Genomic DNA, 26,251 nt, shown 5'->3' with positions numbered 1-26,251 from the left:
CGGCCCGCACCGGCGGGGCGCCGGATCGGCCGGAGGGTCAGCGCATGTGGCGCGAGAGCTTTTCGCGGGCGCGCCGCATCGCGCCGCGCACCTGGCCTTCGTCGAGGCCGAGCGTCGAATGGTAGCGCCCGATCAGCGTGGCCAGCGCCGCGGGCTGGTTCGGCTGCGGCAGGTCGGTGATGCGCACCACCTCGTTGGCGAAGCTGCCCAGCAGCCGCGACCAGGCCTCGAGGGTCTCGGGCGAGCGCACCACCGCATCCTCGGCCAGCGGCCGCACCAGGTGGCGCAGCGGCTCGGCCACGCCCCACAGCCGCATGAAGGCCAGCGCCATCGTCTGCAGGTCGACGCCCAGCACCGACATCGCCGCCAGATCGGGCGTGATCGCCTTGTCGGTGCCGCGGCTCGACAGCACCAGGCGCTGGATCTGCGCGATCTCGTCGGGAAAATGGTAGAGGCCGAGGACCTGGCCGAGGTTCTGGAAGGTCGCCGCCAGCATCGCGCCCTCGGCGTCGGAGCCGCCCGGCGCGACCTCGGCGGCCAGGTGGGCCGCCAGCTGCGCGCGCTCGATGGCCTGCAGCAGCAGCGTCGCGTGATGCGGCTTGGCGGTGCCCGGCCACTGCTTCTGGCTGCCGGCGACGCGGCGCAGGCCGTCGGTGCCCAGCAGCGCCATCGCCCGCTTGGGGCTGGTGACGACCGCGCCCTCGCCGGCCACCGCCATCTCGCTGGCATTGGCCGCGCGCAGCATCGACATCGTCAGCGCCAGGTCCTGCATCAGCGAGTCGACCATCTCGTCGAGCCGGCCCTTGTCCATGCCGACGATGTGCGCGACCCGCTCGCGCAGCTTGTCCGCCGCCGGCAACAGGCCGTTGCGGCGCAGCAGGCCCTGCAGCATCGCGTCGAGGCCGCCGTCCTCCGGATACTCGGTGTAGTGCCAGCCGCTGAGCGCGCGGTGGAAGCTGCGCGCATGGATGAAGCGGCGCTGCGGATTGGTCTCGACCGCGCGATCGAGCAGCAGCCGCAGCGAGTCGGCGATCGGCATCGGCAGCTCCGGCGGCAGGCGCAGGTCGCTGGTCGGCCAGCGGTCGAGCAGCGCCGGCATGTCGCTCTCGCCGTGCGGCGGCTCGCCCTGGATCCAGTGCTGGATCAGCAGGCTGGCCGCGGCGATCTCGCGCCCGAGCAGGCCTCCGCCCAGCCCGCCGGCGGTCGGAATGCCCTGCGGTCGGGTGCTGGCGATCGCCACGCCCAGGCCCAGGCCCCACAGCGAGACCCGGTCGTTCGCGTCGAAGGCCAGCGTGTGCAGGCCCAGGTCGCCATGCGGAATGCTGGCCTCGTGCGCGTAGGCCAGGCCCTCGAGCATCTCGCAGCCGTTGCGGATCAGCGAGCGCAGCGCCGGCGGCGAGAAGCGCTCCTCGACCCGCTGCGGCGGCAGCGCCGGATCGCAGGCACTGGTGACGAAGGGAAAGCGGTCGACGCAGCCCACCTCGTGCGCCGGCAGCAGCCGCGGGTGGTTGAGCTGCGAGGCTCGGCGCGCCTCCTCGACGCAGCGGGCCCGCACCGTCTCGGAGTTGACCGGCTGGCGCGCCGCCAGCAGCCGCACCATCGCGCCGCTGCGGTTGTCGCGCGCCAGCCAGGCGATCGTCAGCGAGCTGCTGCCCAGCAGCCGCACCAGCCCGTAATGGCCGAAGTTGCGGGCCGGCGCCGCGGGCGCCGCAGCGGTGGACGCCGACGCGGCGGTGGCGACAGCATCGGTGTCGGGAGCCGGAGCGGCGGCGGAGGCGTCCTGGGTCATCATGCTTGCGATCGGGGGCGATCGTCGGTGTTCGTCATGCGCCGATTGGACGCCGGCACTGCACGCTCTCATGCATGGAAATGGCCGGCAAACCCCGGTGAATCCCCTGCTGATCGACCGAATCCGATCGGATCGGCAGAAACCCGGGCGATCCGGCGCCGCCTCGCGCAGGCCCGTCGGACGCGGGCCCGGCCGGTTCGTGCCAGAATTGCAGCATCGATTTCCCGGCCGGCCGTCAGGACCGGCCTTCTCTGTCCCTCGACGGAATTCCCATGAGCAGCGACCTCATCAAACACATCTCCGATGCCTCCTTCGAAGCCGACGTGCTCAATGCCGACAAGCCGGTGCTGGTCGACTACTGGGCCGAGTGGTGCGGCCCGTGCAAGGCGATCGCGCCGGTGCTCGATGCGGTGGCAGGCGAGTTCAACGGCCAGCTGGTCGTCGCCAAGATGAACGTCGACGACAACCGCGACGTGCCGGCGCGCTTCGGCATCCGCGGCATCCCGACGCTGATGATCTTCAAGGGCGGCGAGCTCGCCGCGACCAAGGTCGGCGCGCTGAACAAGGCGCAGTTGACCGATTTCATCAAGTCCAACCTATAATTCGTCCGGTCTGCAGCAGCGCCCGCTGCTGCAGACATGACGAATGCCACTGCGCGCCGGTCCAGCCCGGATTGCTGCCCCTGACGCAGACGCTGGAGCGCGCAGCGTCGGCCCCCTCCCCAGCCCCCTCACCGTCCGCATGCCGCATCGCGATCCGATGCGGCCGCGGTCCTCGGCGAGCCGCAGGATCCGGAGGGGTCCGACCCCTTCGGCCTGTCCGGCTGGCACCGGCAAGGCCTGATTTCAGGGCCCGACCCTATGCACCTTTCCGAACTCAAGGCTCAACACATCTCGGCGCTCGTCCGGATGGCGGAGACGCTCGAGATCGAGAATGCCAGCCGCCTGCGCAAGCAGGAGCTGATGTTCGCGATCATGAAGAAGCGCGCCAAGCAGGGCGAGCAGATCTTCGGCGACGGCGTGCTCGAAGTGCTGCCCGACGGCTTCGGCTTCCTGCGCTCGCCCGACACCAGCTTCCTGGCGTCGACCGACGACATCTACCTGTCGCCCAGCCAGATCCGCCGCTTCAACCTCCACACCGGCGACATGATCGAGGGCGAGGTGCGCGTGCCGAAGGACGGCGAGCGCTACTTCGCGCTGGTCAAGGTCGACCGCGTCAACAACCTGACGCCGGAGGAATCGAAGAACAAGATCATGTTCGAGAACCTGACCCCGCTGTTCCCCAAGGAACAGTTCAGGCTCGAGCGTGACATCCGCGGCGAGGAGAACATCACCAGCCGCATCATCGACCTGATCGCGCCGATCGGCAAAGGCCAGCGCGCGCTGCTCGTCGCGCCGCCGAAGAGCGGCAAGACCGTGATGATGCAGCACCTGGCGCACGCGCTGGTGGCGAACAACCCCGACGTGCACCTGATCGTGCTGCTGGTCGACGAGCGTCCCGAGGAAGTGACCGAGATGCAGCGCACCGTGCGCGGCGAGGTCATCAGCTCGACCTTCGACGAGCCGGCCGCCCGCCACGTCCAGGTCGCCGAGATGGTGATCGAGCGCGCCAAGCGCCTGGTCGAGCTGCGCAAGGACGTGATCATCCTGCTGGACTCGATCACCCGCCTGGCGCGCGCCTACAACAACGTGCTGCCCTCCTCGGGCAAGGTGCTGACCGGCGGCGTCGACGCGGGCGCGCTGCAGCGCCCCAAGCGATTCTTCGGCGCGGCGCGCAACGTCGAGGAAGGCGGCTCGCTCACCATCATCGGCACCGCGCTGGTCGACACCGGCAGCCGCATGGACGAGGTGATCTACGAGGAATTCAAGGGCACCGGCAACTGCGAGATCCACCTGGACCGCCGCATGGCCGAGAAGCGCGTCTACCCGTCGATCCTGCTGAACAAGTCGGGCACGCGCCGCGAGGAGCTGCTGCTCAAGCCCGAGATCCTGCAGAAGACCTGGATCCTCCGGAAGCTGCTCTACCCGATGGACGAGATCGAGGCGATGGAGTTCATCCTCAACAAGATGAAGTCGACGAAGAGCAACCTGGACTTCTTCGACCTGATGCGCCGCGGCGGCTGAGACCGCTCGCGCGCGCCCTTCCCGTGCCCGCCGGGCACGGGCTATAATCGAGGTTTTTCCGCTGTCGGAAAGTGCTGCTACGCATGGTGCGGGCGGTGGCTCCCGGCACCACAGCGAGCATCCCCATGAAAGACGGCATCCACCCGAACTACCGCGACGTCTGCTTCGTCGACCTGTCCAACGGCTTCCAGTTCGTGACGCGTTCGTGCGCTCCGACCAAGGAAAAGATCACGCTGGAAGACGGCCGCGAGCTGCCGCTGTTCAAGCTGGAAACCACCAGCGAGACGCACCCGTTCTACACCGGCCAGCAGAAGAGCGTCGACAACCTGGGCGGTCGCGTCGAGAAGTTCCGCAACAAGTTCAAGGTCGGCATCAAGCGCTGATCTCCCGATCTCCGGGCCACCGGAATCGAAGCACGGCCGGCCACTGCGCGGGCCGCGCGCCACGAAGGCAGCCCGGGCTGCCTTTTTTATTGCCTGCGCGGTCCGGCCGCGCCGCCTGCCCGTGACCGACACCCGACCCACACCCGCACTGGTGCCTCAACGTGCCGTGGAGCGCCTGCCACGGCTGGGGCTGCTGCTGCTGTGCGCCGCCTACCTGCTGCCGGGGGTGTTCGGCCGCGACCCGTGGAAGAACGCCGACATCACCGCCTACGGCTACATGACCAGCCTGCTGCGCGGCGAGTCGGGCTGGCTGCACCCGTCGATCGCCGGCCTGCCCGGCGACGGCAGCGTGCTGCCCTACTGGATCGGCGCGGCCGCGATGGCGCTGCTGTCGCCGCTGGGACTCGATCCGGCGCTGGCCGCGCGCATTCCCTTCGCGCTGCTGCTGGCCGCGACGATGGCGCTGGTGTGGTACGCGACGCTGCACCTGGCGCGCACCGAGGCCGCCCAGCCGGTGGCCTTCGCCTTTGGCGGCGAGGCCCATCCGGTCGACTACGCCCGCGCGATCGCCGACGGCGCGCTGCTGGCGCTGATCGCGCCGCTGGGCCTGCTGCAGCTCGGCCACGAGACGACGCCGGAGCTGGTGCAGCTGGCCGCGACGGCCGTGATGCTCTACGGCCTGGCTGCCAGCCCCTACCGGCCCTGGCACGCACGGCTGGCGGTGCTGCTGGCGCCGATGCTGATGGCCGCCAGCGGCGCGGCCACGACCGGGCTGCTGCTGGCGCTGGCCGGCATGCTGATCAGCCTGCGCTCGAGCTATGCCGACGCGCGACGGCTGGTGCCCTGGCTGCTGGCCGGCGCCGTGCTCGAGGTCGCCACCGCCACCGTGCTGCAGGCGTGGATCTGGCGCCTGCAGGCGCCGGAAGACCCCGGCGGCACGCTGCAGCTGCTGCTGTGGTTCACCTGGCCGATCGGCCCGATGGCGGCCTGGACGCTGTGGCGCTGGCGCCGCCAGCTGCTCAAGCGCCACCTGTCGGTGCCGCTGGCGGTGCTGCTGATCGCGCTGGCGGCCAGCCTGGGCATGGGCGGCTCGGACCGCGCGCTGATGCTGGCGCTGCCGGCGCTGGCGATCATGGCCGCCTTCGCGCTGCCCACGCTCAGGCGCAGCGTCAGCGCGGCGATCGACTGGTTCTCGGTCTTCTTCTTCAGCGCCAGCGCGCTGACGATCTGGATCATCTACCTGTCGATGCACACCGGCGTGCCGGCGCAGCCGGCCATCAACATCGCGCGGCTGGCGCCGGGCTTCGTGCCGGTCTTCCAGCCGCTGGCGCTGGCGCTGGCCGCCGCCGGCACGCTGGCCTGGCTGGCCCTGGTGCGCTGGCGCACCGGGCGGCACCGCCAGGCGCTGTGGAAGAGCCTGGTGCTGCCGGCCGGCGGCGTCGCGCTGGGCTGGCTGCTGCTGATGACGCTGTGGCTGCCGGTGCTCGACTACGCGCGCAGCTACCGGCCGATGGTGACCCAGCTCGCGCGCCATCTGCCCGAAGGCGGCTGCCTCGTCGCGCCCGGCTTCAGCCGCAGCCAGCTCGCCGCGCTCGAGGTGCACGGCCACTGGACGCTGTCGCGCGACCCGCGCCGCCTCGAATGCCGCTGGATGGTGCTCGACCACCACGAGCGCATCGGCACGCCCGAGACGCGCCAGCGCTCGCCGCAGGTGCCCGGCTGGACGCTGCAGGCGCGGGTGCGCCGGCCGACCGACCGCGACGAGGTGATCCTGATCTACCGCCGCGCGTCCTGAAGGGCCGGCGCGGCGGCGCGGCAGTGCACGCGCGACGCCGGGAACAGGATGCGGAAGGTCGAGCCCTGGCCGGGCTGGCTGTCGATCGTCAGCTCCGCGCCGTGGCGCTGCACCACATGCTTGACGATCGACAGGCCCAGGCCGGTGCCGCCGGTCTCGCGCGAGCGGCTGCCGTCGACGCGGTAGAAGCGCTCGGTCAGCCGCGGCAGGTGCTCCGGCGCGATGCCGATGCCGCTGTCGCGCACCTCGAAGACCGCGCCGCCGCCCTCGCGGCAGGTCCAGGCGATCTCGATGCGCCCGCCATCGGGCGTGTAGCGCACCGCGTTGCTCGCCAGGTTGGTCATCGCCGACATCAGCTCGCCCAGGCTGCCGGCGATCTCGACACCCTGCAGCGCCGCGTCCTCCGGGTCGGGCAGCACCAGGCGGTGGCGGCCGCGCGACAGGCCCTCGACCTCGATGCCGATGCGCTCGAGCAGGTCGGCCACCGCATGCCAGTCGCCCGGCGGCGGCTGCGGGCTGCCCTCCAGCCGCGCCAGCGTCAGCAGGTCGGCCACCAGCGTCTGCATGCGCGCGGTCTGCTGCGACATCATCGTCAGCATGCGCGCGCGCTCCTCCTCGCCGAGCGGCAGCGTCGCCATCGTCTCGACGAAGCCGCCGAGCACCGTCAGCGGCGTGCGGATCTCGTGCGAGACATTGGCGACGAAGTCGCGTCGCATCGCCTCGTTGCGCAGCCGCTCGGTCACGTCCTGGGTCAGCACCAGGCACTGGCCCTGGCCGTAGCGCCGCACCAGCACCGACAGCATCTGCTGCAGCGCGCGGCCGTTCATCAGCACCGGCTCGGCGCTGCCGGACTGCAGCGTCGAGACGAAGGCCGGCGCGCGCACCAGGTTCGTGATGCGCTGGCCGAGATCGCGCTCGCGGTCCAGTCCGAGGTGCACGGCCGCCACCTGGCTGAGCCAGACGATCTGCTCGTCGGCGCCCAGCAGCAGCACGCCGTTGGGCGAGGCGTCGATCGCGCTGAGGAATTCGGCGAGGCGTTCGCGCTCGGCCTGCAGCGCCCGCTCGCGCAGCAGCAGCGCGCGCTCGGTGCGGTAGGCCAGCTCGCCCCAGAGCTCGCCGTCGCGCGGCGCCGCCGCCTCCATGTCGCCGCGCATCCAGCGCATCAGCCGGCCGGCGCGGCGCGCGTCGCGCCATCCGGCCCAGGCCGCGCCGAGCAGCGCGCCGATCCAGGTGCCGAGCACCGGGGCTCCCAGCTTCAGTCCGGCCACGCCCCCCAGCATCGCCAGCAGGCTGAGGTCACGCAGCAGGACCAGCAGGCGCTTGAGCGCCAGACTCATGATGTTCCCGTGTGGTTCAGTCGCTCGCCGGCCGGTCGCGCAGAAGGCGGTAGCCGGCCCCGCGCACCGTCTCGATCATCCGCCCGGCATCGGCCGGCGCCAGCGACTCGCGCAGGCGCTTGATGTGGACATCGACGGTGCGCTCCTCGATGAAGACATGATCGCCCCAGACCCGGTCGAGCAGCTGCGAGCGGCTGTGCACCCGCTCCGGATGCGCCATCAGGTGCTGCAGCAGCCGGAACTCGGTCGGCCCGAGCCGCAGCGTCCGCCCGTCGACCTCGACCCGGTGCGCGCCCTGGTCGAGCCGGATCGGGCCGACCTGGAGCTGGCCCTCGCCCAGCGCCGCCGGTGCGCGCCGGCGCAGCACCGCACGGATGCGCGCCATCAGCGCGCCCGGCGAGAAGGGCTTGACCAGATAGTCGTCGGCCCCGGCGTCGAGTCCGGCGATCATGTCGGCCTCGTCGCTGCGCGCGGTCAGCATCAGGATCGGCAGCTCGCGGGTGCGTGCCGCCGCCCGCCAGTGGCGCGCCAGCTCCAGCCCGGTGCCGCCGGGCAGCATCCAGTCCAGCACCACCAGGTCGGGCAGCACCGCGTCGACCGCCGCCCGGGCCTCGGGCACGGTCGCCGCGAGGGCGACCTCGTGCCCGGCGTGGCGCAGGTGGACGGCGATCAGCTCGGCGATCGCCGGCTCGTCCTCGACGATCAGGCAGCGCGTCACGTCACTTGACCAGATCGGCCACCGCGTCGGGCGGGCTGTGACGCACGTCGGTGCCCTTGACGATGTAGATGATCTGCTCGGCCAGGTTCTTCGCGTGATCGCCGACGCGCTCGATCGCCTTGGCGACGAAGACCAGGTCGATCGCCGCCGAGATGGTGCGCGGATCCTCCATCATGTAGGTGATCAGCTTGCGCATCAGGCCGTCGAACTCGCGGTCGATCTCGTTGTCCTGGCGGATCACCTCGAGCGCCTGCAGCGTGTCCAGCCGCGCGAAGGCGTCGAGGGCCTTGCGCAGCAGGTTGGTCGCCAGGCTGGCCTCGTGCGAGACATCGCTCACCGGAAAGCGCAGGCGGCTCGACACCCCGGTGCTCACCAGACCCTGGACGGTGCGGGCGATGCGCGCGGCCTCGTCGCCGACGCGCTCGAGGTTGCCGATCGTCTTGGAGATCGCGATCAGCAGGCGCAGGTCGCGCGCGGTGGGCTGGCGCCGCGCGATGATCGACGACAGGTCGCGGTCGATCTCGACCTCCATCTGGTTGACCCGCTCCTCGATGCGGATCACCTGCGTGGCGGTCTCGGTGCTGAACTGGGCCAGCGCCATGATGGCCTGGGCCACCTGCGACTCGACCAGGCCACCCATCTCGAGCACGCGGGTGGAGATGCCGCTGAGCTCGGCGTCGAACTGGCTGGAAAGATGCTTGTCCATCGCGGAAGTCCTCGTGGCGGGGGCGGGGTCAGCCGAAGCGGCCGGTGATGTAGTCCTCGGTCTCCTTGCGGCGCGGCTTCATGAAGATGTCCGAGGTCGGGCCGAACTCGATCAGGTCGCCCAGGTACATGTAGGCGGTGTAGTCCGACGAGCGCGCGGCCTGCTGCATGTTGTGGGTGACGATGACCACCGTGTAGTCGGACTTCAGCTCGTCGATGAGCTCCTCGATCTTGCCGGTCGAGATCGGATCGAGCGCCGAGCACGGCTCGTCGAGCAGCAGGACCTCGGGCTTGATCGCGATGCCGCGCGCGATGCACAGGCGCTGCTGCTGGCCGCCCGACAGGCCGGCGCCGCTCTTGTCGAGCTTGTCCTTGACCTCGGTCCACAGCGCGGCCTTCTTCAGCGCCCACTCCACGCGCTCGTCCATCTCGACGCGCGAGAGGTTCTCGAACAGGCGCACGCCGAAGGCGATGTTGTCGTAGATCGACATCGGGAAGGGCGTGGGCTTCTGGAACACCATGCCGACGCGGGCGCGGATCAGCGAGATGTCTTCCTTGCTGGTCAGGATGTCCTGGCCGTCGAGCAGGATCTCGCCCTGCGCGCGCTGCTCCGGATAGAGCTCGAACATGCGGTTGAAGGTGCGCAGCAGCGTCGACTTGCCGCAGCCGGACGGCCCGATGAAGGCGGTGACCTTCTTCTCGGGAATGTCCATGTTGATGCTCTTCAGCGCGTGGAACTGGCCGTAGTAGAAGTTCAGGTTGCGGACCGACAGCTTGACCTTCTCGGTCGTCGGCATGGCGACTTGGGCGTCCATGGGGGTACCTCGGAAAATCAGTGCGGTATCAGTGCTTGTTGCGCAGGAAGGTCCGCGCGACGACGTTCAGGGCGAGCACGCCGACGGTGATCAGGAAGACCCCCGCCCAGGCCAGCTTCTGCCAGTTCTCGTACGGGCTCATCGCGAACTTGAAGATCGTCACCGGCAGGCTGGCCATCGGCTCGTTCAGGTTCGAGGTCCAGAACTGGTTCGACAGCGCGGTGAACAGCAGCGGCGCGGTCTCGCCGGAGATGCGTGCCACCGCCAGCAGCACGCCGGTGATGACGCCGGCGCGGGCCGACTTCAGCGTGATCGTCAGGATGACCTTCCACTTCGGCGTGCCCAGCGCGTAGGCGGCCTCGCGCATCGCGTTGGGCACCAGGCTGAGCATGTTCTCGGTGGTGCGGATCACCACCGGGATGACGATCAGCGCCAGCGCCAGCACGCCGGCGAAGCCCGAGAAGTTCTTGACCCGGTTGACCCAGACCGAATAGATGAACAGGCCCACGACGATCGACGGCGCCGACAGCAGGATGTCGTTGATGAAGCGCGTCGTGCTGCCGAGCCAGCCGGAGCGGCCGTACTCGGCCAGGTACACGCCGGCCATCACCCCGATCGGCGTGCCGATCAGCGTGGCCAGGCCCACCATCAGCAGCGAGCCGAAGATCGCGTTGGCCAGGCCGCCGACCTCCGCCTGCGGCGGCGGCGTCATCTCGGTGAAGGTCGACAGGGCCAGGCCGCCCAGGCCCATGCGCACCGTCTCGAACAGGATCCAGATCAGCCAGAACACGCCGAAGGCCATCGCCGCCATCGACATCGCCAGCGCGACGCGGTTGACCCACTTGCGGCGGCCATGCATCGCCGCGCGCGACTCGAGCAGGGAGGAGGAAGTCATGTCAGCGTCCCTCGCCCTTCTTCAGGCGGGCCAGCAGGACCTTCGACAGCGACAGCACGACGAAGGTGATGAAGAACAGCACGAGGCCCAGGTAGATCAGCGAGGCCTGGTGCAGGCCCTCGCCGGCCTCGGCGAACTCGTTGGCCAGCGCCGAGGTGATGCTGTTGGCCGCCTCGAACAGCGACAGCGAGTTGAGCTGGTTCATGTTGCCGATCACGAAGGTGACCGCCATCGTCTCGCCCAGCGCGCGGCCCAGGCCGAGCATGACCCCGCCGATGACGCCGGTCTTCGTGTAGGGCAGCACCACCTTGTAGACCACCTCCCAGGTGGTCGAGCCCAGGCCGTAGGCCGATTCCTTGAGCATCGGCGGCGTGACCTCGAACACGTCGCGCATCACCGAGGCGATGAACGGGATGATCATGATCGCCAGGATGATGCCGGCCGACAGGATGCCGATGCCCACCGGCGGGCCGGAGAACAGCTCGCCCAGGCCGGGCACGCCGCTGAAGAAGCCCTGCAGCGGCATCTGCACGTACTCGGACAGGATCGGGCCGAAGATCATCAGGCCCCACATGCCGTAGACGATCGACGGCACGGCCGCCAGCAGCTCGACGGCGATGCCCAGCGGGCGCTTCAGCCACGAGGGCGACAGCTCGGTCAGGAACAGCGCGATGCCGAAGCTCACCGGCACGGCGATCAGCAGCGCGATGGCCGAGGTCATCAGCGTGCCGTAGATCATCACCAGGCCGCCGTAGCGGTTCTCGACCGGATCCCATTCGCTGCGCCACAGGAAGGACAGGCCGTATTCGCGGATCGCCGGCATCGCGCCGCCGATCAGCGACACGATGATGCCGATCAGCAGCGCCAGCGTCAGCAGCGCGCTGCCACGCGCCAGCAGCGCGAACAGGGGGTCGGCCCAGGCCGCCCGGGTGACCGGGCGCGGGCCTCCGGAGCCGGAACTCTTGGCCATCTTCAGGGATGCAGGTTGCGAAGGATCTGCCGGCAGTGTAGCGGCCATGGTTCCCTCTCCTCTGTGGAAAGCATGGGGTCTTGACAGGCCGAGGGCGAGCGCGGCTGCGACGGCAGCGCGGCTCGCCCTGGCACGGAAGGCGCGGAGGACCGGGATCGCGACGGCGTGCCCGTCTCAGGCACACGCGCCGGCACCGCCGGCCCCGGGGATCACTTGTAGGCGACGGCCTTGCCCGAGCCGTCCTTGATGTCGCCCCACTGCTTGCGCACCAGCGACTTGACCGCGTCCGGCAGCGAGACGTACTCGAGGTCGGCAGCCATCTTGTCGCCGTTGGCGTAGGCCCACTCGAAGAACTTCAGCGAGGCGGCACCCTGCGCCGGCTTGTCCTGGTTCTTGTGCATCAGGATGAAGGTCGCGCCGGTCAGCGGCCAGGCTTCCTTGCCGGCCTGCTCGGTCAGCACCTGGTAGAAGGACCGGCTCCAGTCGGCGCCGGCGGCGGCGGCCTTGAAGTTGGCGTCATCCGGCGCGACGAACTGGCCGTCCTTGTTCTTCAGCAGGACATGCGACATCTTGTTCTGCTTGGCATAGGCGTACTCGACGTAGCCGATCGAGTTGGGCAGGCGCATCACGAAGGCCGACACGCCCTCGTTGCCCTTGCCGCCGGCGCCGGTCGGCCAGTTGACCGCGGTGCCCTCGCCGACCTTGGCCTTCCAGTCGGCGTTCACCTTCGACAGGTAGTTCGTGAAGATGAACGAGGTGCCCGAACCGTCGGCGCGGCGCACGACCGAGATCGCGGCATCCGGCAGCGGCACGCCCGGGTTCAGCGCGGCGATCGCCGCGTCGTTCCACTTGGTGATCTTGGCGAGGTAGATGTCGCCCAGCACCTGGCCGGTCAGCTTGATCTGGCCAGGCTGGATGCCCTTGATGTTGACCACCGGCACGACGCCGCCGATGACGGTCGGGAACTGCACCAGGCCGTCGGCGGCCAGTTCCTCGTCCTTCAGCGGCATGTCGGACGCACCGAAGTCGACCGTCTTCGACTTGATCTGCTTGATGCCGGCGCCCGAGCCCACCGACTGGTAGTTGATCTTCGCGCCGGTGGCCTTGTTGTACGCATCGGCCCACTTCGCGTAGATCGGCGCCGGGAAGGTGGCGCCTGCGCCGGTGGCGTCCTGGGCCGAGGCCAGCGACGCTGCGGCCAGCAGCGCGAAGGCGAAGAGACCCTGACCGAAAGCGCTCGAATTCATGACGTGTCCTCAGTGACTTCTGTTGCGGATGGTGCGGCCCGAAACCGCTCGGAGCGGATCCTAGGAGTCGTCTGTGACACTCTCGTGACGACGAGCGGCGACAGCCTCGGCGCCACGATGTCACGAATCGGTCACGCGCGGTGCGGACACTCCACGTCACGACATCCCCTGCACCCGAATCCGATCGTGGAGAGAAACGAATGAGCATCCCGAGCACCAGGCGCGTGTTCTTCGGCGGCCTGCTGGCCGCCATCGTGCTGAGCAGCGCCGGCTGCGCCGCGCTGGCCCCGGCACCGACGCTGGGCGAGCGCATCGCCCAGGACCCGGAGCTGAGCACCTTCTCCCGCCTGGTGCAGCGCGCCGGCATGGAGGAGGCGCTGCGCGGCGAGGCCGCGCTGACGGTGCTGGCCCCCAGCGACGAGGCCTTCCGCGCGCTGCCGCAGCGCACGCTCGACGAGATCGGCGCCGACCCGGCGCGGGCCCGCGCGGTGGTGAGCAACCATCTGGTCGACGGCCGCACCCCGGCTGCCGAGATGAAGGGCAAGGTGCGCACCCGCGCCGGCGCCGAGCTGGCCGTGTCGCGCACCGGCGACTTCGTCGCGCTCGACGAGGCGCTGATCGTGCAGGCCGACCTGCCCGCGCGCAACGGTCTGGTCGACAAGGTCGACCGCGTGCTGATGCCGCCGAAGAAGTGACGCCGCACGGGCCGTGACCGGGCGCCGGGAACGGCTCCGGGCCGCACCGGCCGCCGCACGAGGCACCAGGAACGAGGGGCGATTCCTTGCGGAATCGCCCCTCGTCACGTCCGGCTCCGGACGCCTCCGGGCTCCCTCGCGGGAGCCGGAGCGCCGGGTCAGTCGGCCAGCGTCGCGGCCAGGCGCTCGGCGCTGGAGCGCGCGACGTCGGCATCGCGCGCCTCGACCATCACCCGCACCAGCGGCTCGGTGCCGGAGGCGCGGATCAGGATGCGGCCGCTGTCGCCGAGCTCGGCGGCGACCACCGTCTGCATCTCGGCCAGCGCGCGACTGGCCTTCCAGTCCTGGCCCGGCTTCAGGCGCACGTTGACCAGCGTCTGCGGGAACAGCTCGACGCCCTCGAGCATGTCGGCCAGCGACCTGCGGCTGCGCTGCAGCGCCTGCAGCACCTGCAGCGCGCTGACGATGCCGTCGCCGGTGGTGTGGCGGTCCAGCGCCAGCAGGTGGCCCGAGCCCTCGCCGCCGAGCTGCCAGCCGCGGCGCGAGAGCTCCTCGAGAATGTAGCGGTCGCCGACCTTGGCACGGATGAACTCGATGCCCTGATCGCGGATCGCCAGCTCGACGGCCATGTTGGTCATCAGGGTGCCGACCACGCCGGGCACGCGCTCGCCCTGCGCCAGCCGATCGGCCACCATCACGTACAGCAGCTCGTCGCCGTTGTAGATGCGGCCGTCGCTGTCGACCATCTGCAGCCGGTCGGCGTCGCCGTCGAGCGCGATGCCGTAGTCGGCGCTGTGCGCGCGCACCGCCGCCAGCAGCGTGCGCGGATGCGTGGCGCCGACGCCCTCGTTGATGTTGTAGCCGTCGGGCTCGCAGCCGATGCGCACCACCTCGGCGCCGAGCTCGTGGAACACGTCCGGCGCGATCTGGTAGGCCGCGCCGTGCGCGCCGTCGACGACGATCTTCAGGCCCTTGAGCGAGAGCTCGTTGGAGAAGGTCGACTTGCAGAACTCGATGTAGCGACCGGAGGCGTCCTGCAGCCGGCGCGCACGCCCCAGCGCCACCGAGTCGACCCAGACCGGCTCGCGCTCGAGCTCGGCCTCGACCTGGATCTCCCAGGCGTCGGGCAGCTTCTCGCCCCGGGCGGAGAAGAACTTGATGCCGTTGTCGCCGAAGGGATTGTGCGAGGCGCTGATCACCACGCCCAGGTCCAGCCGCAGCGCGCGTGTCAGGTAGGCCACGCCCGGCGTGGGCAGCGGCCCGGTCAGCATCACGTCGACGCCGGCCGAGTTCAGTCCGGCCTCCAGCGAGGATTCCAGCATGTAGCCGGAAATGCGCGTGTCCTTGCCGATGAGCACCACCGGGCGCTCGCCGTCGGGCCGGCCGGCACGCAGCACGCGGCCCACGGCGTTGCCCAGGCGCAGGGCGAAGTCCGGCGTGATCGGATAGGTGCCGACGGTGCCGCGAATGCCGTCGGTTCCGAAATATTGTCTGCTCATGTCTCGATTCAGTCCTGGAATCCAGTGCCTCTCCCGTCGCCCCACCGACCAGCGGTACACATTCGCTTACAGGGCGACACCCGGATTTTCGCCTCGGAGATTACCCGCAGACGACCGGCTTTCCTTAATTGACTGCAGCTGGTTGCAATTGATCCGGCGATCCGGGCAGCAATCCGGCCGCAGTCCACACCTTGAGCGCGTCGGCCGTCTCGGCCACGTCGTGCACGCGCACCACCCGCGCGCCGCAGTGCGCCGCCGCAAGCGCGGCCGCGACGCTGGCGACCATGCGTTCGCCCACCGGGCGTCCGCCGGTCACCACGCCCAGCGAGGACTTGCGCGACCAGCCCGCCAGCACCGGCAGGCCCAGCGCGAGCAGTGCCTGCTGGCCGCGGATCAGCGCGAAGTTGTCCTCGACCCGCTTGCCGAAGCCGATGCCCGGATCGAGCACGATGCGCGCGCGGCCCACGCCGCGCGCCTCCAGCTCGGCCACGCGGCCGGCCAGATGCGCGGCCACCTCGGCGACGACATCGTCGTGGTGCGGCGCGTGCTGCATCGTGCGCGGCTCGCCGGTCATGTGCATCAGGCACAGGCCGCAGGACGGATGGGCCGCGACCGCATCGACCGCGCCGGGCGCGCGCAGCGCCGCCACGTCGTTGACGATGTCCACGCCCAGGTCGAGCGCCCGGCGCATCACGCCCGGCTTGCAGGTGTCGACCGAGACCGCCACGCCCAGCGTCAGCGCATGGCGCAGCACCGGCTCGACGCGCGCCCACTCCTCGGCCTCGGGCACCGGCTCCGATCCGGGCCGGGTCGACTCGCCGCCGATGTCCAGGATGTCGGCGCCCTGCCCCAGCAGCGTCTCGCAATGCCGCAGCGAGGCCTGCAGGTCGCGGCCGCCGTCCGAGAAGGAATCGGGCGTCGCGTTGACGATGCCCATGATGCGCACGCGGCCGAGATCGATCGCGTGGCGGGTGGTGCGCCAGACCGGCGCGCTGTCGGGACGGGACATGGGACGGACTCCGGAGCGACGGAAGAACGGCCGAAAATGCAAAAGGCCGGCGAAGGCCGGCCTTTCTGGGTGCGATTCCGGATCAGGCTCCGGAATCCGCCGATCAGTCGGTCTCGCCGACGACGGCGACGGTCACGTCCACCACCACATCGTGGTGCAGGGCGACCGACACGGCCTGCTCGCCGACGACCTTCAGCGGGCCGTTGGGCAGGCGGACCTGAGCCTTGACGATCTCGAAGCCCTGCGACTTCAGCGCCTCGGCGACGTCGGCGTTGGTCACCGAGCCGAACAGGCGGCCGTCGACGCCGGCCTTCTGCGCGATGGTGACGGTCTTGCCAGCCAGCTTCTCGCCTTGCGCCTGGGCGGCGGCGAGCTTCTCGGCCTGGACCTTTTCCAGTTCGGCGCGACGGGCCTCGAATTCCTTGATGGCCTTCTCGGTGGCACGACGAGCGGCACCGGTCGGGATCAGGAAGTTGCGAGCGTAGCCGTCCTTGACCTTGACGACATCACCCAGCGTGCCCAGGTTGGCGACCTTCTCGAGCAGGATCACTTGCATCGTGCTTCTCCTCAGACCTTGTGCTGGTCGCTGTACGGCAGCAGCGCCAGGAAACGGGCGCGCTTGATCGCGACGGTCAGCTGGCGCTGGTAGATCGCGCGGGTGCCGGTCAGACGGGCCGGCGTGATCTTGCCGTTCTCGCCGACGAAGTCACGCAGGATGTCCAGATCCTTGTAGTCGATCGACTCGACACCGGCGACGGTGAAGCGGCAGAAACGCTTGCGCTTGAACAGCAGGGACTGCTGGTTGCGCTTGACCTTGCGGTCCTTCGAAAACTTGCTACGCGGCGGGGGCATGATGACCTCCTAGTTCGATGCGGATGTGTGAGGGACGGGTTCGAACGAGCTGATGTGGAACATGACGCCGCGGCCGCTGCGCTGCTTGCCGAGGAAACCCCGGAACAGCGCCTCCTGGCCCACCCCGAGCTGCCCGAGCAGCCCGGCCGTCTCGCCGATGGCGGTCGCGTGGATCTCCAGCGCGACCTGCCGAGGCATTCCGGCATGCTCGACCCGCGAGGCATGCGCCAGGCGGACATCAAGCGCCGGCAGACCGGCAGGGGTATGGCGCAGCGCGGCGCGCTCGACGACGGTGGCCTGCAGCAGAAGCTGGTTCATCGCGGTCGGGCGCGGGCGTCAGCCCGTGATCAGGCGCTCGCTTCCTGCTGGGACTTGCGCGCTTCTTCCTTCTCGACGCGCTTCATCATCGACGACGAGCCGGTCTCGGCCTTGTCGCGACGCACCGTCAGGTGGCGCAGGATCGCGTCGTTGAAGCGGAAGCCGGTCTCGATTTCAGCCAGGGTTTCCTTGCTGCACTCGATGTTCAGGCACAGGTAGTGCGCCTTGGCCAGCTTGTTGATCAGGTAGGCGAGCTGGAAGCGACCCCAGTCCTCGACACGGTGGACCTGGCCGCCCGAAGCGGTGACCAGACCCTTGTAGCGTTCCAGCATCGCCGGAACCTGCTCGCTCTGGTCCGGATGGACGAGCAGCACGATCTCGTAGTGACGCATGAAGACTCCTTGAGGATTTCCGTTGACGGAAAGCCGCCCCGTGGCGTCAAGACACGAGTGCAGCAAGGGAAAAGCCTGCGATTGTAGCGCGTTTCAGTCCGCCTGGGAAAGGGGGCGGCGCAGCCGGTCGATCACCGCCTGCTCCTGCGGCCCCGGCGGCGCGCTCAGCAGGCTGGCCAGCACCAGCACCGCGGCGCCGGCAGGCGCGCCGAACACGCCCGCGGCCACCGGATCGATGCCCCACCAGCTGCAGTCGGCCAGCGGCCGGGCGATGCCGAAGAGACGCCGCAGCACCTCGTGGTTGGTCACCATGTAGTACACGCACACCAGCAGCCCGGTGATCATGCCCAGCACCGCGCCGGTGCGGTTGGCGCGGCGCCAGAAGATGCCCAGCACCAGCGCCGGAAAGAAGGCCGCGGCCGCCAGCGAGAACGCCGCCGAGACGAACTGCAGGATGTCGGCGAAGCGCATCGAGGCCAGGAAGGCCGCCATCAGCGCCACCACCAGCACCAGGAACTTCGACAGCATCACCCGGCGCATCGCCGGCGCGCGCGGGTTGACGAAGCGGAAGTACAGGTCGTGCGACAGCGCGTTGGAGATCGTCAGCAGCAGCCCGTCGGCGGTCGACAGCGCCGCGGCCAGCCCGCCGGCGGCCACCAGATAGGTCACCACCAGCGGCAGGCCGCCGATCTCGGGGGCGGCCAGCACGATGACGTCGCCGCCCAGGTGCAGCTCGGCGAGCTGCAGCAGGCCGTCGCCGTTGATGTCCTCGACCGAGACCAGCGCCGGATCGAGCTTGGCCCAGCGCCGGATCCAGCCGGGCAGCTGGTCGAAGGGCAGCCCGACCAGATTGGTGAAGACCTCGTACTTGACCATCACCGCCAGCGCCGGCGCGGCCAGGTACAGCAGCGCGATGAAGAACAGCGACCAGCCCACCGAGCGGCGCGCCTCGCTGACCGAGGGCGTGGTGTAGTAGCGCGTCAGCACATGCGGCATCGCCGCGGTGCCCAGCATCAGGCACAGCACCAGCGCCAGGAAGTTGCGCCGGCCCAGCTCGTAGTCCCGCTGCGCCTGCGCGTCGCCGCCGGGGTCGCCGGCAGCCAGCGGCAGCGCCTGCGGCGGCAGGCCGCCCAGCGGGCGAGCACGCTGCGCGGCCTCCTCGTACTCGCGGCGGTAGAACTCGCGTGCCTGCGCCTCGGTCTGCGGCCGGTTCAGCAGCCGGCGCTCGACCTGCTGGATCTGCGAGGGCGGCGCCTCGGCCGCCTGCAGCGCGCGCGCGCGCGCCGTCAGCGTCTCGACGTCGTCGATCATCGCCTGGCGCACGTCGTCGAGCTTGTGGCGCGCGTCGGCCGCGCGCACGCCGAGCTGGCGGATCACCTCGAGCTCGGCCGGATCGTCCTTGAGCATCTGCTCGCGCAGCGTCACGTGCTCGAGCTGCTGGCCGTAGGAGAACAGCGGAAACGGGCTGCCGGTCTGGTTCAGCGACAGCCAGACCACCGGCGTCAGGTAGGCGATGATCAGCACGATGTACTGCGCCACCTGCGTCCAGGTCACCGCGCGCATGCCGCCCAGGAAGGAGCACACCAGCACGCCGCCCAGCCCGACGAAGATGCCGATCTCGAAGCTGAAGCCGGTCAGGTGCGAGGTGATCAGGCCGACGCCGTAGATCTGCACCACCACGTAGACGAAGCACACCAGCGCCACCGCGATCACGCCGACCAGCCGCGGCCAGGTGCCGCCGTAGCGTGCGCCCAGGAATTCGGGCACGGTGAAGAAGCCGAGCCGGCGCAGATAGGGCGCCAGCAGCAGCGCGACCAGGCAGTAGCCGCCGGTCCAGCCCAGGATGTAGGCCAGGCCGGCGAAGCCCTGCAGATAGAGCACGCCGGCGGTGCCGATGAAGGAGGCCGCCGACATCCAGTCGGCCGCGGTGGCCATGCCGTTGTAGATGGCGGGCACCCGCCGGCCGGCGACGTAGTACTCGGCCTCGTCGGTGGTGCGCGACATCAGGCCGATGGCCGCGTAGACCGCGACGGTGGCGATCAGGAAGGTGCCGCCGATCCAGCCGCGCGGCCAGCCGGCGCGCTCCAGCGCCGCCAGCGCACCGACGAAGACCAGCACGCCCAGCGTGTACAGGCCGTAGCGGCGGTTCAGCGTGCGCGTGAAGACGCGCGTCTCGTCGGACGCCGGTCCGGAGCGATCGGTCATGGCTGGTCGGAGCCGGCCGCGTCCTGGCGCTCGAGCCGGTCCATGATCCGCCCGTGCACGACGATGATCAGCAGGTACACGCCGATCGCGCCCTGCGTGGCCCACCAGTAGCCGGCCGGCATGCGGCCGATGCGCCAGGCATCGAGCACCGGCGCCCACCATGACACGCCGAAGGTGACTCCGAACCAGACCAGCAGTCCCAGCAGCGTCCACAGGCGCACGCTGCGCCAGTAGCGCGTGACCACGGCCTCGGTCGCCGTCGCGCTTGTCGTCTCTTCCATCACATCAGGTCACCTCTGGCGTGAATTGTGCGCGCATGCCTGCACCGGTACCACGGGAGTGACACCAGGGGCGACCTGCACCGGGGACCGCCCCCGCAGCGCGCGGGTCAGGAAGGCAAAAGGGGCCCGCCCTTGCGGGCGGCCCCCTCGTGCCGCGGGACCCGGGTCGGGAACGGGATCAGCCCTTGGCCAGGCGCTGCCAGGTGTCGACGACCGTGTCGGGGTTCAGCGAGATCGACACGATGCCTTCCTGGGCCAGCCAGTCGGCGAAGTCCGGGTGGTCGCTGGGGCCCTGGCCGCAGATGCCGATGTACTTGCCGCGGGCGCGGCAGGCGGCGATGGCGCGGGCGATCAGCGCCTTGACGGCCGGATCACGCTCGTCGAAGTCGGCCGCCAGCAGCTCCAGGCCGGAGTCGCGGTCCAGACCCAGCGTCAGCTGCGTCAGGTCGTTCGAGCCGATCGACATGCCGTCGAAGAACTCGAGGTAGTGCTCGGCCAGGATGGCGTTGCTCGGGATCTCGCACATCATGATCAGGCGCAGATCGTTCTGGCCGCGCTTGAGGCCCTGCTCGGCCAGCATGTCGACGACGCGCTCGGCCTGCTTCAGGGTGCGCACGAAGGGCACCATGATCTCGACGTTGGTCAGGCCCATGTCGTTGCGCACGCGCTTGATCGCCTCGCACTCCATCGCGAAGGCCTCGCCGAACTCCTTGCTGACGTAGCGCGCCGCGCCGCGGAAGCCCAGCATCGGGTTCTCTTCCTCGGGCTCGTAGCGGCTGCCGCCGATCAGCTTGCGGTACTCGTTGGACTTGAAGTCCGACAGGCGCACGATCACCGGCTTGGGCCAGAAGGCCGCGGCGATGGTGGCCACGCCCTCGGTCAGCTTGTCGACGTAGAAGGCCCGCGGGCTGGCGTGGCCGCGCGCCACCGACTCGACCGCCTTCTTCAGGTCGGAATCGATGTTCGGATAGTCGAGGATCGCCTTCGGGTGGACGCCGATGTTGTTGTTGATGATGAACTCGAGACGCGCCAGGCCGACGCCGGAGTTCGGCATCTGGCAGAAGTCGAAGGCCAGCTGCGGGTTGCCGACGTTCATCATGATCTTGACCGGCGAATACGGCAGCTCGCCGCGCTGCACCTCGCTGACCTCCATCTCGAGCAGGCCGTCGTAGATGTAGCCGGTGTCGCCCTCCGAGCAGGCGACCGTGACCAGCTGGCCGTCCTTCAGCAGCTCGGTGGCGTCGCCGCAGCCGACCACCGCCGGGATGCCCAGCTCGCGGGCGATGATCGCCGCGTGGCAGGTGCGCCCGCCGCGGTTGGTGACGATGGCGCTGGCGCGCTTCATCACCGGCTCCCAGTTCGGGTCGGTCATGTCGGTGACCAGCACGTCGCCGGGCTGCACCCGCTCCATCTCGGTGATCGAGTGGACCAGGCGGACCGGGCCGGTGCCGATCTTCTGGCCGATCGCGCGGCCTTCGGCCAGCACGACGCGGTCGCCGCCCTTGAGCTTGTAGCGGTGCTCGACCTTGCCGGCGGCCTGGCTCTTCACCGTCTCGGGGCGCGCCTGCAGGATGTAGAGCTGGCCGTCGACGCCGTCCTTGCCCCACTCGATGTCCATCGGGCGGCCGTAGTGCTGCTCGATGATCAGCGCGTAGCGGCCCAGCTGCGTGACCTCCTCGTCGGTCAGCGAGTAGCGGTTGCGCAGCTCAGGCGGCGTGTCGGTGGTCTTGACCAGCTTCTTCGAGGCGGCCTTTTCCTCCGGCGTGGCGAACTCCATGCGGATCAGCTTGGAGCCGAGGTTGCGGCGGATGACGGCGGACTTGCCGCGCTGCAGCGCCGGCTTGTGCACGTAGAATTCGTCCGGGTTGACCGCGCCCTGCACCACCGTCTCGCCCAGGCCGTAGCTGGAGGTGATGAAGACCACGTCCTGGAAGCCCGATTCGGTGTCCATCGTGAACATCACGCCGGCCGAGCCCAGGTCCGAGCGCACCATGCGCTGGATGCCGGCCGACAGCGCGACGTCGGCGTGCGCGAAGCCCTTGTGCACGCGGTAGGAGATCGCGCGGTCGTTGTAGAGCGACGCGAACACTTCCTTGATCTTGTGCAGCACGTCCTCGATGCCGACGACGTTCAGGAAGGTCTCCTGCTGGCCGGCGAAGGAGGCGTCGGGCAGGTCCTCGGCGGTGGCCGACGAGCGCACCGCGAAGGACGCTTCCGGGTTGCCCTCGGTCAGACGGGCGAACTCGGTGCGGATCGCCGCCTCGAGGTCGGCCGGGAACGGCGCGTCCTCGACCCAGCGGCGGATCTCGGCGCCGGCCTCGGCCAGCGCGCGCACGTCGTCGGTGTCGAGCTTGTCCAGCCGGGCGTTGATCTTGCCGGTCAGGTCGCTGGCCGTCAGGAACTCGCGGAAGGCATGAGCGGTCGTGGCGAAGCCGCCGGGCACGCGAACGCCCGAGGCCGCCAGCTGGCTGATCATCTCACCGAGAGAGGAATTCTTGCCGCCGACCGTCTCGACGTCGGTCATCCGCAGCTGCTCGAACGGGACGACCAGGGCGGTTTCCAGTTGGGTTGAAGACATGACAAAGCTCCATGATGTAGAAAAACCGGAGCTTCCGGGCCGGACCGGTCCCCGCGGCGCAGAAGGCAGCCAGGGCAGACGGGAGCGGTGGCGGCGCGGCCTGTCACCCGACGCACTTGTCGTCGTTCCGGGCGGGCGTGGGCGGGGCGGCGCAGCATCGGCAGGGGAAGCGAATTGGCGGCCATTCTAGGGTCATCCCGGCCTATCATGTACCTGACTTGTACCCTTAAGCATCAATACGCACCTGCTCATGCCCAACCGCACAGTCTTCTTCGTCTCCGACGGCACCGGGATCACCGCCGAGACCTTCGGCAAGTCGATCCTGGCCCAGTTCGCGACCAAGCCGCGCCATGTCCGGCGCCCCTTCATCGACACCGAGGACAAGGCCGAGCAGGTGGTGCGCGAGATCAACATGACCTTCGCGCAGGAGGGCGTGCGCCCGATCGTCTTCATCACGCTGGCCAACGAGCTGGTGCGCGAGCGGCTGACCTCGGACGCCAACGCGCTGGTGCTCGACATGTTCCGCACCTTCGTCGAGCCGATCGAGGCCGAGCTGGGCGTGAAGAGCAACCACCGCGTCGGACGCTTCTCCGACGTCGCCAAGAGCCAGGAGTACCACGACCGCATCGAGGCGATCAACTTCTCGCTGGCGCATGACGACGGCCAGTCGGCGCGCAACCTGGCCGAGTCCGACGTGATCCTGGTGGGCGTGAGCCGCTGCGGCAAGACGCCGACCTCGCTCTACCTGGCGATGCAGCACGGCATCAAGGCCGCCAACTGCCCGCTGATTCCCGACGACTTCGAGCGCGGCAAGCTGCCCTCGATGCTGCTGCCGCACCGCCACAAGTGCTTCGGCCTGACGATCGACGCCGACCGGCTCAGCCAGATCCGCAACGAGCGCCGCCCGGGCAGCAAGTACGCCGCGCTGGAGAACTGCCGCTACGAGATCAACGAGGCCGAGGCGATGATGAAGCGCGAGGGCATTTCCTGGCTGTCGTCGACGCACAAGTCGATCGAGGAGATCGCCACGACCATCCTGCGCGACATCCGGCCGGACCGGCTGATCTACTGAACGTCGGGAGCGCCCCGCTCAGCGGCGCACCTGGCGCGCCGACTCGTACAGGCAGATCGCGGTGGCCGCGGCCACGTTGAGCGACTCCTCGCCGCCGGGCTGAGGGATCGTCACCGTCAGCGCGCAGCGCGCCATCAGCTCGGGGCCGACGCCCTGCCCTTCGTGGCCGAAGACCCAGGCGCAGGGCGCGGGCAGCGCCAGCCGGTCGATCGCGGCCTCGGCATGCGAGCTGGTGGCCACCAGCGGCACCGCCAGCGCGTCCAGGTCGGCCGGCGCCAGACCCTCGACCAGATGCAGCGCGAAGTGCGCGCCCATGCCGGCGCGCAGCACCTTCGGCGACCACAGCGCCGCGCTGCCCTTCATCGCCAGCACCTGGCGCACGCCCAGCGCCGCAGCGCTGCGCAGGATGGTGCCGACGTTGCCGGGGTCCTGCAGCCGGTCGAGCACCACGGTCGCCACGCCGAGCAGCGGCTGCTGGCCGCTTGAGGGCAGGTCGATCAGGAAGCCGATCGGCGCGGGCGACTCCAGCGAGCTGATCTCGGGCAGCAGCGCGTCGTCGACCACCACCACCTCGCCGGCCTGCAGCGCCAGCTCGCGCGGCCCCGGCTGCAGCCAGGCCGAGGCCCCGACGACCGCGCAGGCCGCGCGGCCGCCCCGGGCAAGAAAGGCCCGGGCGAGGTGATCGCCCTCGAGCCAGACCTGGCCGAGGCGACGCGCGGCCGCCGGATCGCGCGCGAGCCGGTGCAGCGTCTTGACCAGCGCATGCGCGCGCGAGCTGATGAGGCGGGGTTCTTTCATCGGGAAGCGTGTTCGAGCTCGGCGCGGCGCACCGGGGCGTAGGAGCGGCGGTGCTGCTCGCAGGGCCCGAGGCGATGGAGCGCGTCGAGGTGGGCCGCGGTCGGATAGCCCTTGTGGACATCGAAGCCGTAGCCGGGGTGGAGGGCATGCAGCTCGGCGCAGAGCCGGTCGCGATGGACCTTGGCCAGGATGGAGGCGGCCGAGATCGCGGCGACCTTCGCGTCGCCCTTGACGATGGCCTCGGCGGGAATGCGCAGCGTCGGGATGCGGTTGCCGTCGACCAGCACCTTGACCGGCCGCAGGCGCAGGCCCTCGACCGCACGGCGCATCGCCAGCATCGTCGCGTGCAGGATGTTGAGCCGGTCGATCTCCTCGACGCTGGCCTCGGCGATGCAGCAGGCCAGCGCCTTGGCGCGGATCTCGTCGAACAGGCGCTCGCGCCGGCGCGCGGTCAGCGCCTTGGAGTCGCCCAGGCCGTCGATGGGCTGCAGCTCGTCCAGGATGACGGCCGCGGCGACGACCGGTCCGGCCAGCGGCCCGCGGCCGGCCTCGTCCACCCCGGCCACCAGGCCGGGTCGGTCGAAGCTGAACGCGAACTGCGCCGGCTCGGGCGCCGCCGCGCCCTCAGCGGCCGAGAACCTGCGCGATGGCATCGGTGGCCCGGCGCGCCGTGTCCTGGCGCAGCAGCTGGTGCAGCTCGGTGAAGCGCTGGCCGACGCCCTCGCAGCGCGAGGGGCTGTCGAGCCACTGCTGCGCGGCCTGCGCCAGCGCCTCGGGCGTGCAGGAGTCCTGCAGCAGCTCCGGCACGACGAAGCCGCGCAGCAGGATGTTGGGCAGGCCGACCCAGGGCTGGTAGGCCATGCGCTGCATCCGGATCCACGACAGCCAGTGCATGTTGTAGGTGATGACCATCGGCCGCTTGAACAGCGCCGCCTCGAGCGTGGCGGTGCCGCTGGCGATCAGCGTCAGGTCGCAGGCGGCCAGCGCCTCGTGCGAGCGGCCGTCGAGCACCTCGAGCTCGAACTGGCCGGCGAACTTCGCCACCATCGGATCGAGCAGGTCGCGCACGCCGCGCATCGCCGGCAGCACGAAGCGCAGGCCCGGGTTCTGCTTCGCCAGCAGGGCCGCCGCGCCCAGCAGGCTCGGCGCGATGTGGCGCACCTCGCCGCGCCGGCTGCCCGGCAGCAGCGCGATCACGCGCGCGTCGGGCGGCAGCCCGAGCGCGGCCCGCGAGGCCTCGCGCGGCACCTCCAACGGGATCGCGTCGGCCAGCGGATGGCCGACATAGCTCGCGGCGATGCCGGCGCGCTGGTAGATCTCCGGCTCGAAGGGGAACAGGCACAGCACATGGTCGACCGCCTCGCGGATCTTGTGGATCCGCCCGCCCCGCCAGGCCCAGATCGACGGGCTGACGAAATGGATGGTCTTGGTGCCGGCCTTCTTCAGCCGGGCTTCCAGGCCGAGGTTGAAGTCGGGCGCGTCGACCCCGATGAAGGCGTCGGGGCGCTCCTTCAGCAGCCGGTCGCCCAGCTCGGCGCGCAGCGCGAACAGCCTGCGCAGCCGCAGCAGCAGCTCCAGGCTGTAGCCGTGCACCGCCAGCAGGTCATAGTTCCACCAGGCCTCGAAGCCCTGGGTCTCCATCTGCGGGCCGCCCAGCCCGAAGGACTGCAGCGCCGGCCAGCGCTGCTTCAGCCCGCCCAGCAGCAGCCGAGCCAGCAGGTCGCCGGAGGGCTCGCCGGCCACCATGCCCAGGCGCGGATCGCTCGTCGTCATCG

26 protein-coding genes are annotated in these 26,251 nt (G+C 70.1%); 6 read left to right on the top strand and 20 right to left on the bottom strand.

What is annotated here, in order from left to right; all coding sequences use genetic code 11:
* Nucleotides 1–37: 37 nt before the first annotated feature.
* The gene (locus tag HNQ01_RS14680; protein WP_173806200.1) at nucleotides 38–1,792 is read right to left on the bottom strand and encodes an HDOD domain-containing protein; all 1,755 of its coding nucleotides are present in this window, start codon (nucleotides 1,790–1,792) and stop codon (nucleotides 38–40) included.
* A 269-nt stretch (nucleotides 1,793–2,061) separates the two neighbouring features.
* Here HNQ01_RS14680 and trxA point away from each other — a divergent pair, with 269 nt between their 5' ends.
* From trxA to HNQ01_RS14660, 4 genes are all read left to right on the top strand, one after another.
* Nucleotides 2,062–2,391, top strand: coding sequence for a thioredoxin TrxA (gene trxA / locus HNQ01_RS14675; protein WP_173806199.1), 330 nt, complete (start codon nucleotides 2,062–2,064; stop codon nucleotides 2,389–2,391).
* A 258-nt stretch (nucleotides 2,392–2,649) separates the two neighbouring features.
* A complete protein-coding gene (gene rho, locus HNQ01_RS14670) occupies nucleotides 2,650–3,912 on the top strand; it encodes a transcription termination factor Rho (RefSeq protein ID WP_173806198.1) in 1,263 nt (420 codons plus the stop codon).
* A gap of 125 nt (nucleotides 3,913–4,037) precedes the next feature.
* Complete coding sequence (locus HNQ01_RS14665; RefSeq protein WP_149503281.1) at nucleotides 4,038–4,295, top strand: type B 50S ribosomal protein L31; 258 nt, start codon at nucleotides 4,038–4,040, stop codon at nucleotides 4,293–4,295.
* A 151-nt stretch (nucleotides 4,296–4,446) separates the two neighbouring features.
* A complete protein-coding gene (locus tag HNQ01_RS14660) occupies nucleotides 4,447–6,090 on the top strand; it encodes a hypothetical protein (protein WP_353621708.1) in 1,644 nt (547 codons plus the stop codon).
* On the opposite strand, the gene phoR is transcribed toward HNQ01_RS14660, so the two are convergent.
* The 7 genes from phoR to pstS all read right to left on the bottom strand — a co-directional run bounded on the left by phoR (nucleotide 6,072) and on the right by pstS (nucleotide 12,777).
* Nucleotides 6,072–7,427, bottom strand: a complete 1,356-nt coding sequence (gene phoR / locus HNQ01_RS14655; RefSeq protein WP_173806196.1) for a phosphate regulon sensor histidine kinase PhoR — start codon at nucleotides 7,425–7,427, stop codon at nucleotides 6,072–6,074. The two genes, HNQ01_RS14660 and phoR, sit on opposite strands and share 19 nt — an antisense overlap.
* A 16-nt stretch (nucleotides 7,428–7,443) precedes the next feature.
* Nucleotides 7,444–8,145: a phosphate regulon transcriptional regulator PhoB gene (gene phoB / locus HNQ01_RS14650; RefSeq protein ID WP_173806195.1), complete on the bottom strand. Its 702-nt coding sequence runs from the start codon at nucleotides 8,143–8,145 to the stop codon at nucleotides 7,444–7,446.
* Nucleotide 8,146: 1 nt separating this feature from the next.
* A complete protein-coding gene (phoU, locus tag HNQ01_RS14645; protein ID WP_173806194.1) occupies nucleotides 8,147–8,851 on the bottom strand; it encodes a phosphate signaling complex protein PhoU in 705 nt (234 codons plus the stop codon).
* 28 nt (nucleotides 8,852–8,879) lie between these two features.
* Entirely contained in the window at nucleotides 8,880–9,665 is a 786-nt protein-coding gene (gene pstB, locus HNQ01_RS14640) for a phosphate ABC transporter ATP-binding protein PstB (RefSeq protein WP_173806193.1), read from the bottom strand.
* Between the two features lie 28 nt (nucleotides 9,666–9,693).
* Nucleotides 9,694–10,560 carry a phosphate ABC transporter permease PstA gene (gene pstA / locus HNQ01_RS14635; protein WP_173806192.1) on the bottom strand — a complete coding sequence of 289 codons (867 nt, stop codon included), beginning with the start codon at nucleotides 10,558–10,560 and terminating at the stop codon, nucleotides 9,694–9,696.
* A gap of 1 nt (nucleotide 10,561) precedes the next feature.
* A complete protein-coding gene (gene pstC, locus HNQ01_RS14630; protein ID WP_286180829.1) occupies nucleotides 10,562–11,530 on the bottom strand; it encodes a phosphate ABC transporter permease subunit PstC in 969 nt (322 codons plus the stop codon).
* A 209-nt stretch (nucleotides 11,531–11,739) separates the two neighbouring features.
* Complete coding sequence (pstS, locus tag HNQ01_RS14625; protein ID WP_173806190.1) at nucleotides 11,740–12,777, bottom strand: phosphate ABC transporter substrate-binding protein PstS; 1,038 nt, start codon at nucleotides 12,775–12,777, stop codon at nucleotides 11,740–11,742.
* Between the two features lie 200 nt (nucleotides 12,778–12,977).
* Here pstS and HNQ01_RS14620 point away from each other — a divergent pair, with 200 nt between their 5' ends.
* Nucleotides 12,978–13,472, top strand: coding sequence for a fasciclin domain-containing protein (locus tag HNQ01_RS14620; RefSeq protein WP_173806189.1), 495 nt, complete (start codon nucleotides 12,978–12,980; stop codon nucleotides 13,470–13,472).
* A 158-nt stretch (nucleotides 13,473–13,630) separates the two neighbouring features.
* On the opposite strand, the gene glmM is transcribed toward HNQ01_RS14620, so the two are convergent.
* The 9 genes from glmM to ppsA all read right to left on the bottom strand — a co-directional run bounded on the left by glmM (nucleotide 13,631) and on the right by ppsA (nucleotide 22,606).
* Nucleotides 13,631–14,971 carry a phosphoglucosamine mutase gene (glmM, locus tag HNQ01_RS14615; RefSeq protein WP_173806188.1) on the bottom strand — a complete coding sequence of 447 codons (1,341 nt, stop codon included), beginning with the start codon at nucleotides 14,969–14,971 and terminating at the stop codon, nucleotides 13,631–13,633.
* Between the two features lie 124 nt (nucleotides 14,972–15,095).
* A complete protein-coding gene (gene folP, locus HNQ01_RS14610; protein ID WP_173806187.1) occupies nucleotides 15,096–15,980 on the bottom strand; it encodes a dihydropteroate synthase in 885 nt (294 codons plus the stop codon).
* 103 nt (nucleotides 15,981–16,083) lie between these two features.
* Nucleotides 16,084–16,536 carry a 50S ribosomal protein L9 gene (gene rplI, locus HNQ01_RS14605; protein ID WP_173806186.1) on the bottom strand — a complete coding sequence of 151 codons (453 nt, stop codon included), beginning with the start codon at nucleotides 16,534–16,536 and terminating at the stop codon, nucleotides 16,084–16,086.
* Between the two features lie 11 nt (nucleotides 16,537–16,547).
* Nucleotides 16,548–16,832 (bottom strand): 30S ribosomal protein S18, encoded by a 285-nt coding sequence (gene rpsR, locus HNQ01_RS14600; protein WP_173806185.1) that lies wholly within the window; start codon nucleotides 16,830–16,832, stop codon nucleotides 16,548–16,550.
* A gap of 9 nt (nucleotides 16,833–16,841) precedes the next feature.
* The gene (gene priB / locus HNQ01_RS14595) at nucleotides 16,842–17,150 is read right to left on the bottom strand and encodes a primosomal replication protein N (RefSeq protein WP_173806184.1); all 309 of its coding nucleotides are present in this window, start codon (nucleotides 17,148–17,150) and stop codon (nucleotides 16,842–16,844) included.
* A gap of 29 nt (nucleotides 17,151–17,179) precedes the next feature.
* On the bottom strand, nucleotides 17,180–17,542 hold the full coding sequence (gene rpsF, locus HNQ01_RS14590; protein ID WP_173806183.1) for a 30S ribosomal protein S6: 363 nt from the start codon (nucleotides 17,540–17,542) through the stop codon (nucleotides 17,180–17,182).
* 93 nt (nucleotides 17,543–17,635) lie between these two features.
* The gene (locus HNQ01_RS14585; RefSeq protein WP_173806182.1) at nucleotides 17,636–19,747 is read right to left on the bottom strand and encodes a VC_2705 family sodium/solute symporter; all 2,112 of its coding nucleotides are present in this window, start codon (nucleotides 19,745–19,747) and stop codon (nucleotides 17,636–17,638) included.
* Nucleotides 19,744–20,028 (bottom strand): DUF4212 domain-containing protein, encoded by a 285-nt coding sequence (locus HNQ01_RS14580; RefSeq protein WP_173806181.1) that lies wholly within the window; start codon nucleotides 20,026–20,028, stop codon nucleotides 19,744–19,746. The genes HNQ01_RS14585 and HNQ01_RS14580 overlap by 4 nt, the downstream gene beginning before the upstream one ends.
* A 178-nt stretch (nucleotides 20,029–20,206) precedes the next feature.
* A complete protein-coding gene (ppsA, locus tag HNQ01_RS14575) occupies nucleotides 20,207–22,606 on the bottom strand; it encodes a phosphoenolpyruvate synthase (protein WP_173806180.1) in 2,400 nt (799 codons plus the stop codon).
* A gap of 250 nt (nucleotides 22,607–22,856) precedes the next feature.
* Here ppsA and ppsR point away from each other — a divergent pair, with 250 nt between their 5' ends.
* Nucleotides 22,857–23,678, top strand: coding sequence for a posphoenolpyruvate synthetase regulatory kinase/phosphorylase PpsR (gene ppsR, locus HNQ01_RS14570; RefSeq protein WP_173806179.1), 822 nt, complete (start codon nucleotides 22,857–22,859; stop codon nucleotides 23,676–23,678).
* Between the two features lie 18 nt (nucleotides 23,679–23,696).
* Here ppsR and HNQ01_RS14565 read toward each other — a convergent pair whose 3' ends face one another.
* From HNQ01_RS14565 to lpxB, 3 genes are read right to left on the bottom strand one after another with little or no spacing between them, the layout of a single operon-like run.
* Nucleotides 23,697–24,476 (bottom strand): TrmH family RNA methyltransferase, encoded by a 780-nt coding sequence (locus HNQ01_RS14565; RefSeq protein ID WP_173806178.1) that lies wholly within the window; start codon nucleotides 24,474–24,476, stop codon nucleotides 23,697–23,699.
* The gene (gene rnhB, locus HNQ01_RS14560; RefSeq protein ID WP_173806177.1) at nucleotides 24,473–25,129 is read right to left on the bottom strand and encodes a ribonuclease HII; all 657 of its coding nucleotides are present in this window, start codon (nucleotides 25,127–25,129) and stop codon (nucleotides 24,473–24,475) included. The genes HNQ01_RS14565 and rnhB overlap by 4 nt, the downstream gene beginning before the upstream one ends.
* Nucleotides 25,101–26,249 carry a lipid-A-disaccharide synthase gene (gene lpxB / locus HNQ01_RS14555; RefSeq protein WP_173806247.1) on the bottom strand — a complete coding sequence of 383 codons (1,149 nt, stop codon included), beginning with the start codon at nucleotides 26,247–26,249 and terminating at the stop codon, nucleotides 25,101–25,103. The genes rnhB and lpxB overlap by 29 nt, the downstream gene beginning before the upstream one ends.
* Between the last annotated feature and the right edge of the window lie 2 nt (nucleotides 26,250–26,251).

Source organism: Sphaerotilus uruguayifluvii (assembly GCF_013294065.1).
GTDB lineage: Bacteria > Pseudomonadota > Gammaproteobacteria > Burkholderiales > Burkholderiaceae_C > Sphaerotilus > Sphaerotilus uruguayifluvii.
The sequence above is the reverse complement of the archived record's forward strand: the minus strand, read 5'-3'. Positions and strand labels throughout refer to the sequence as shown.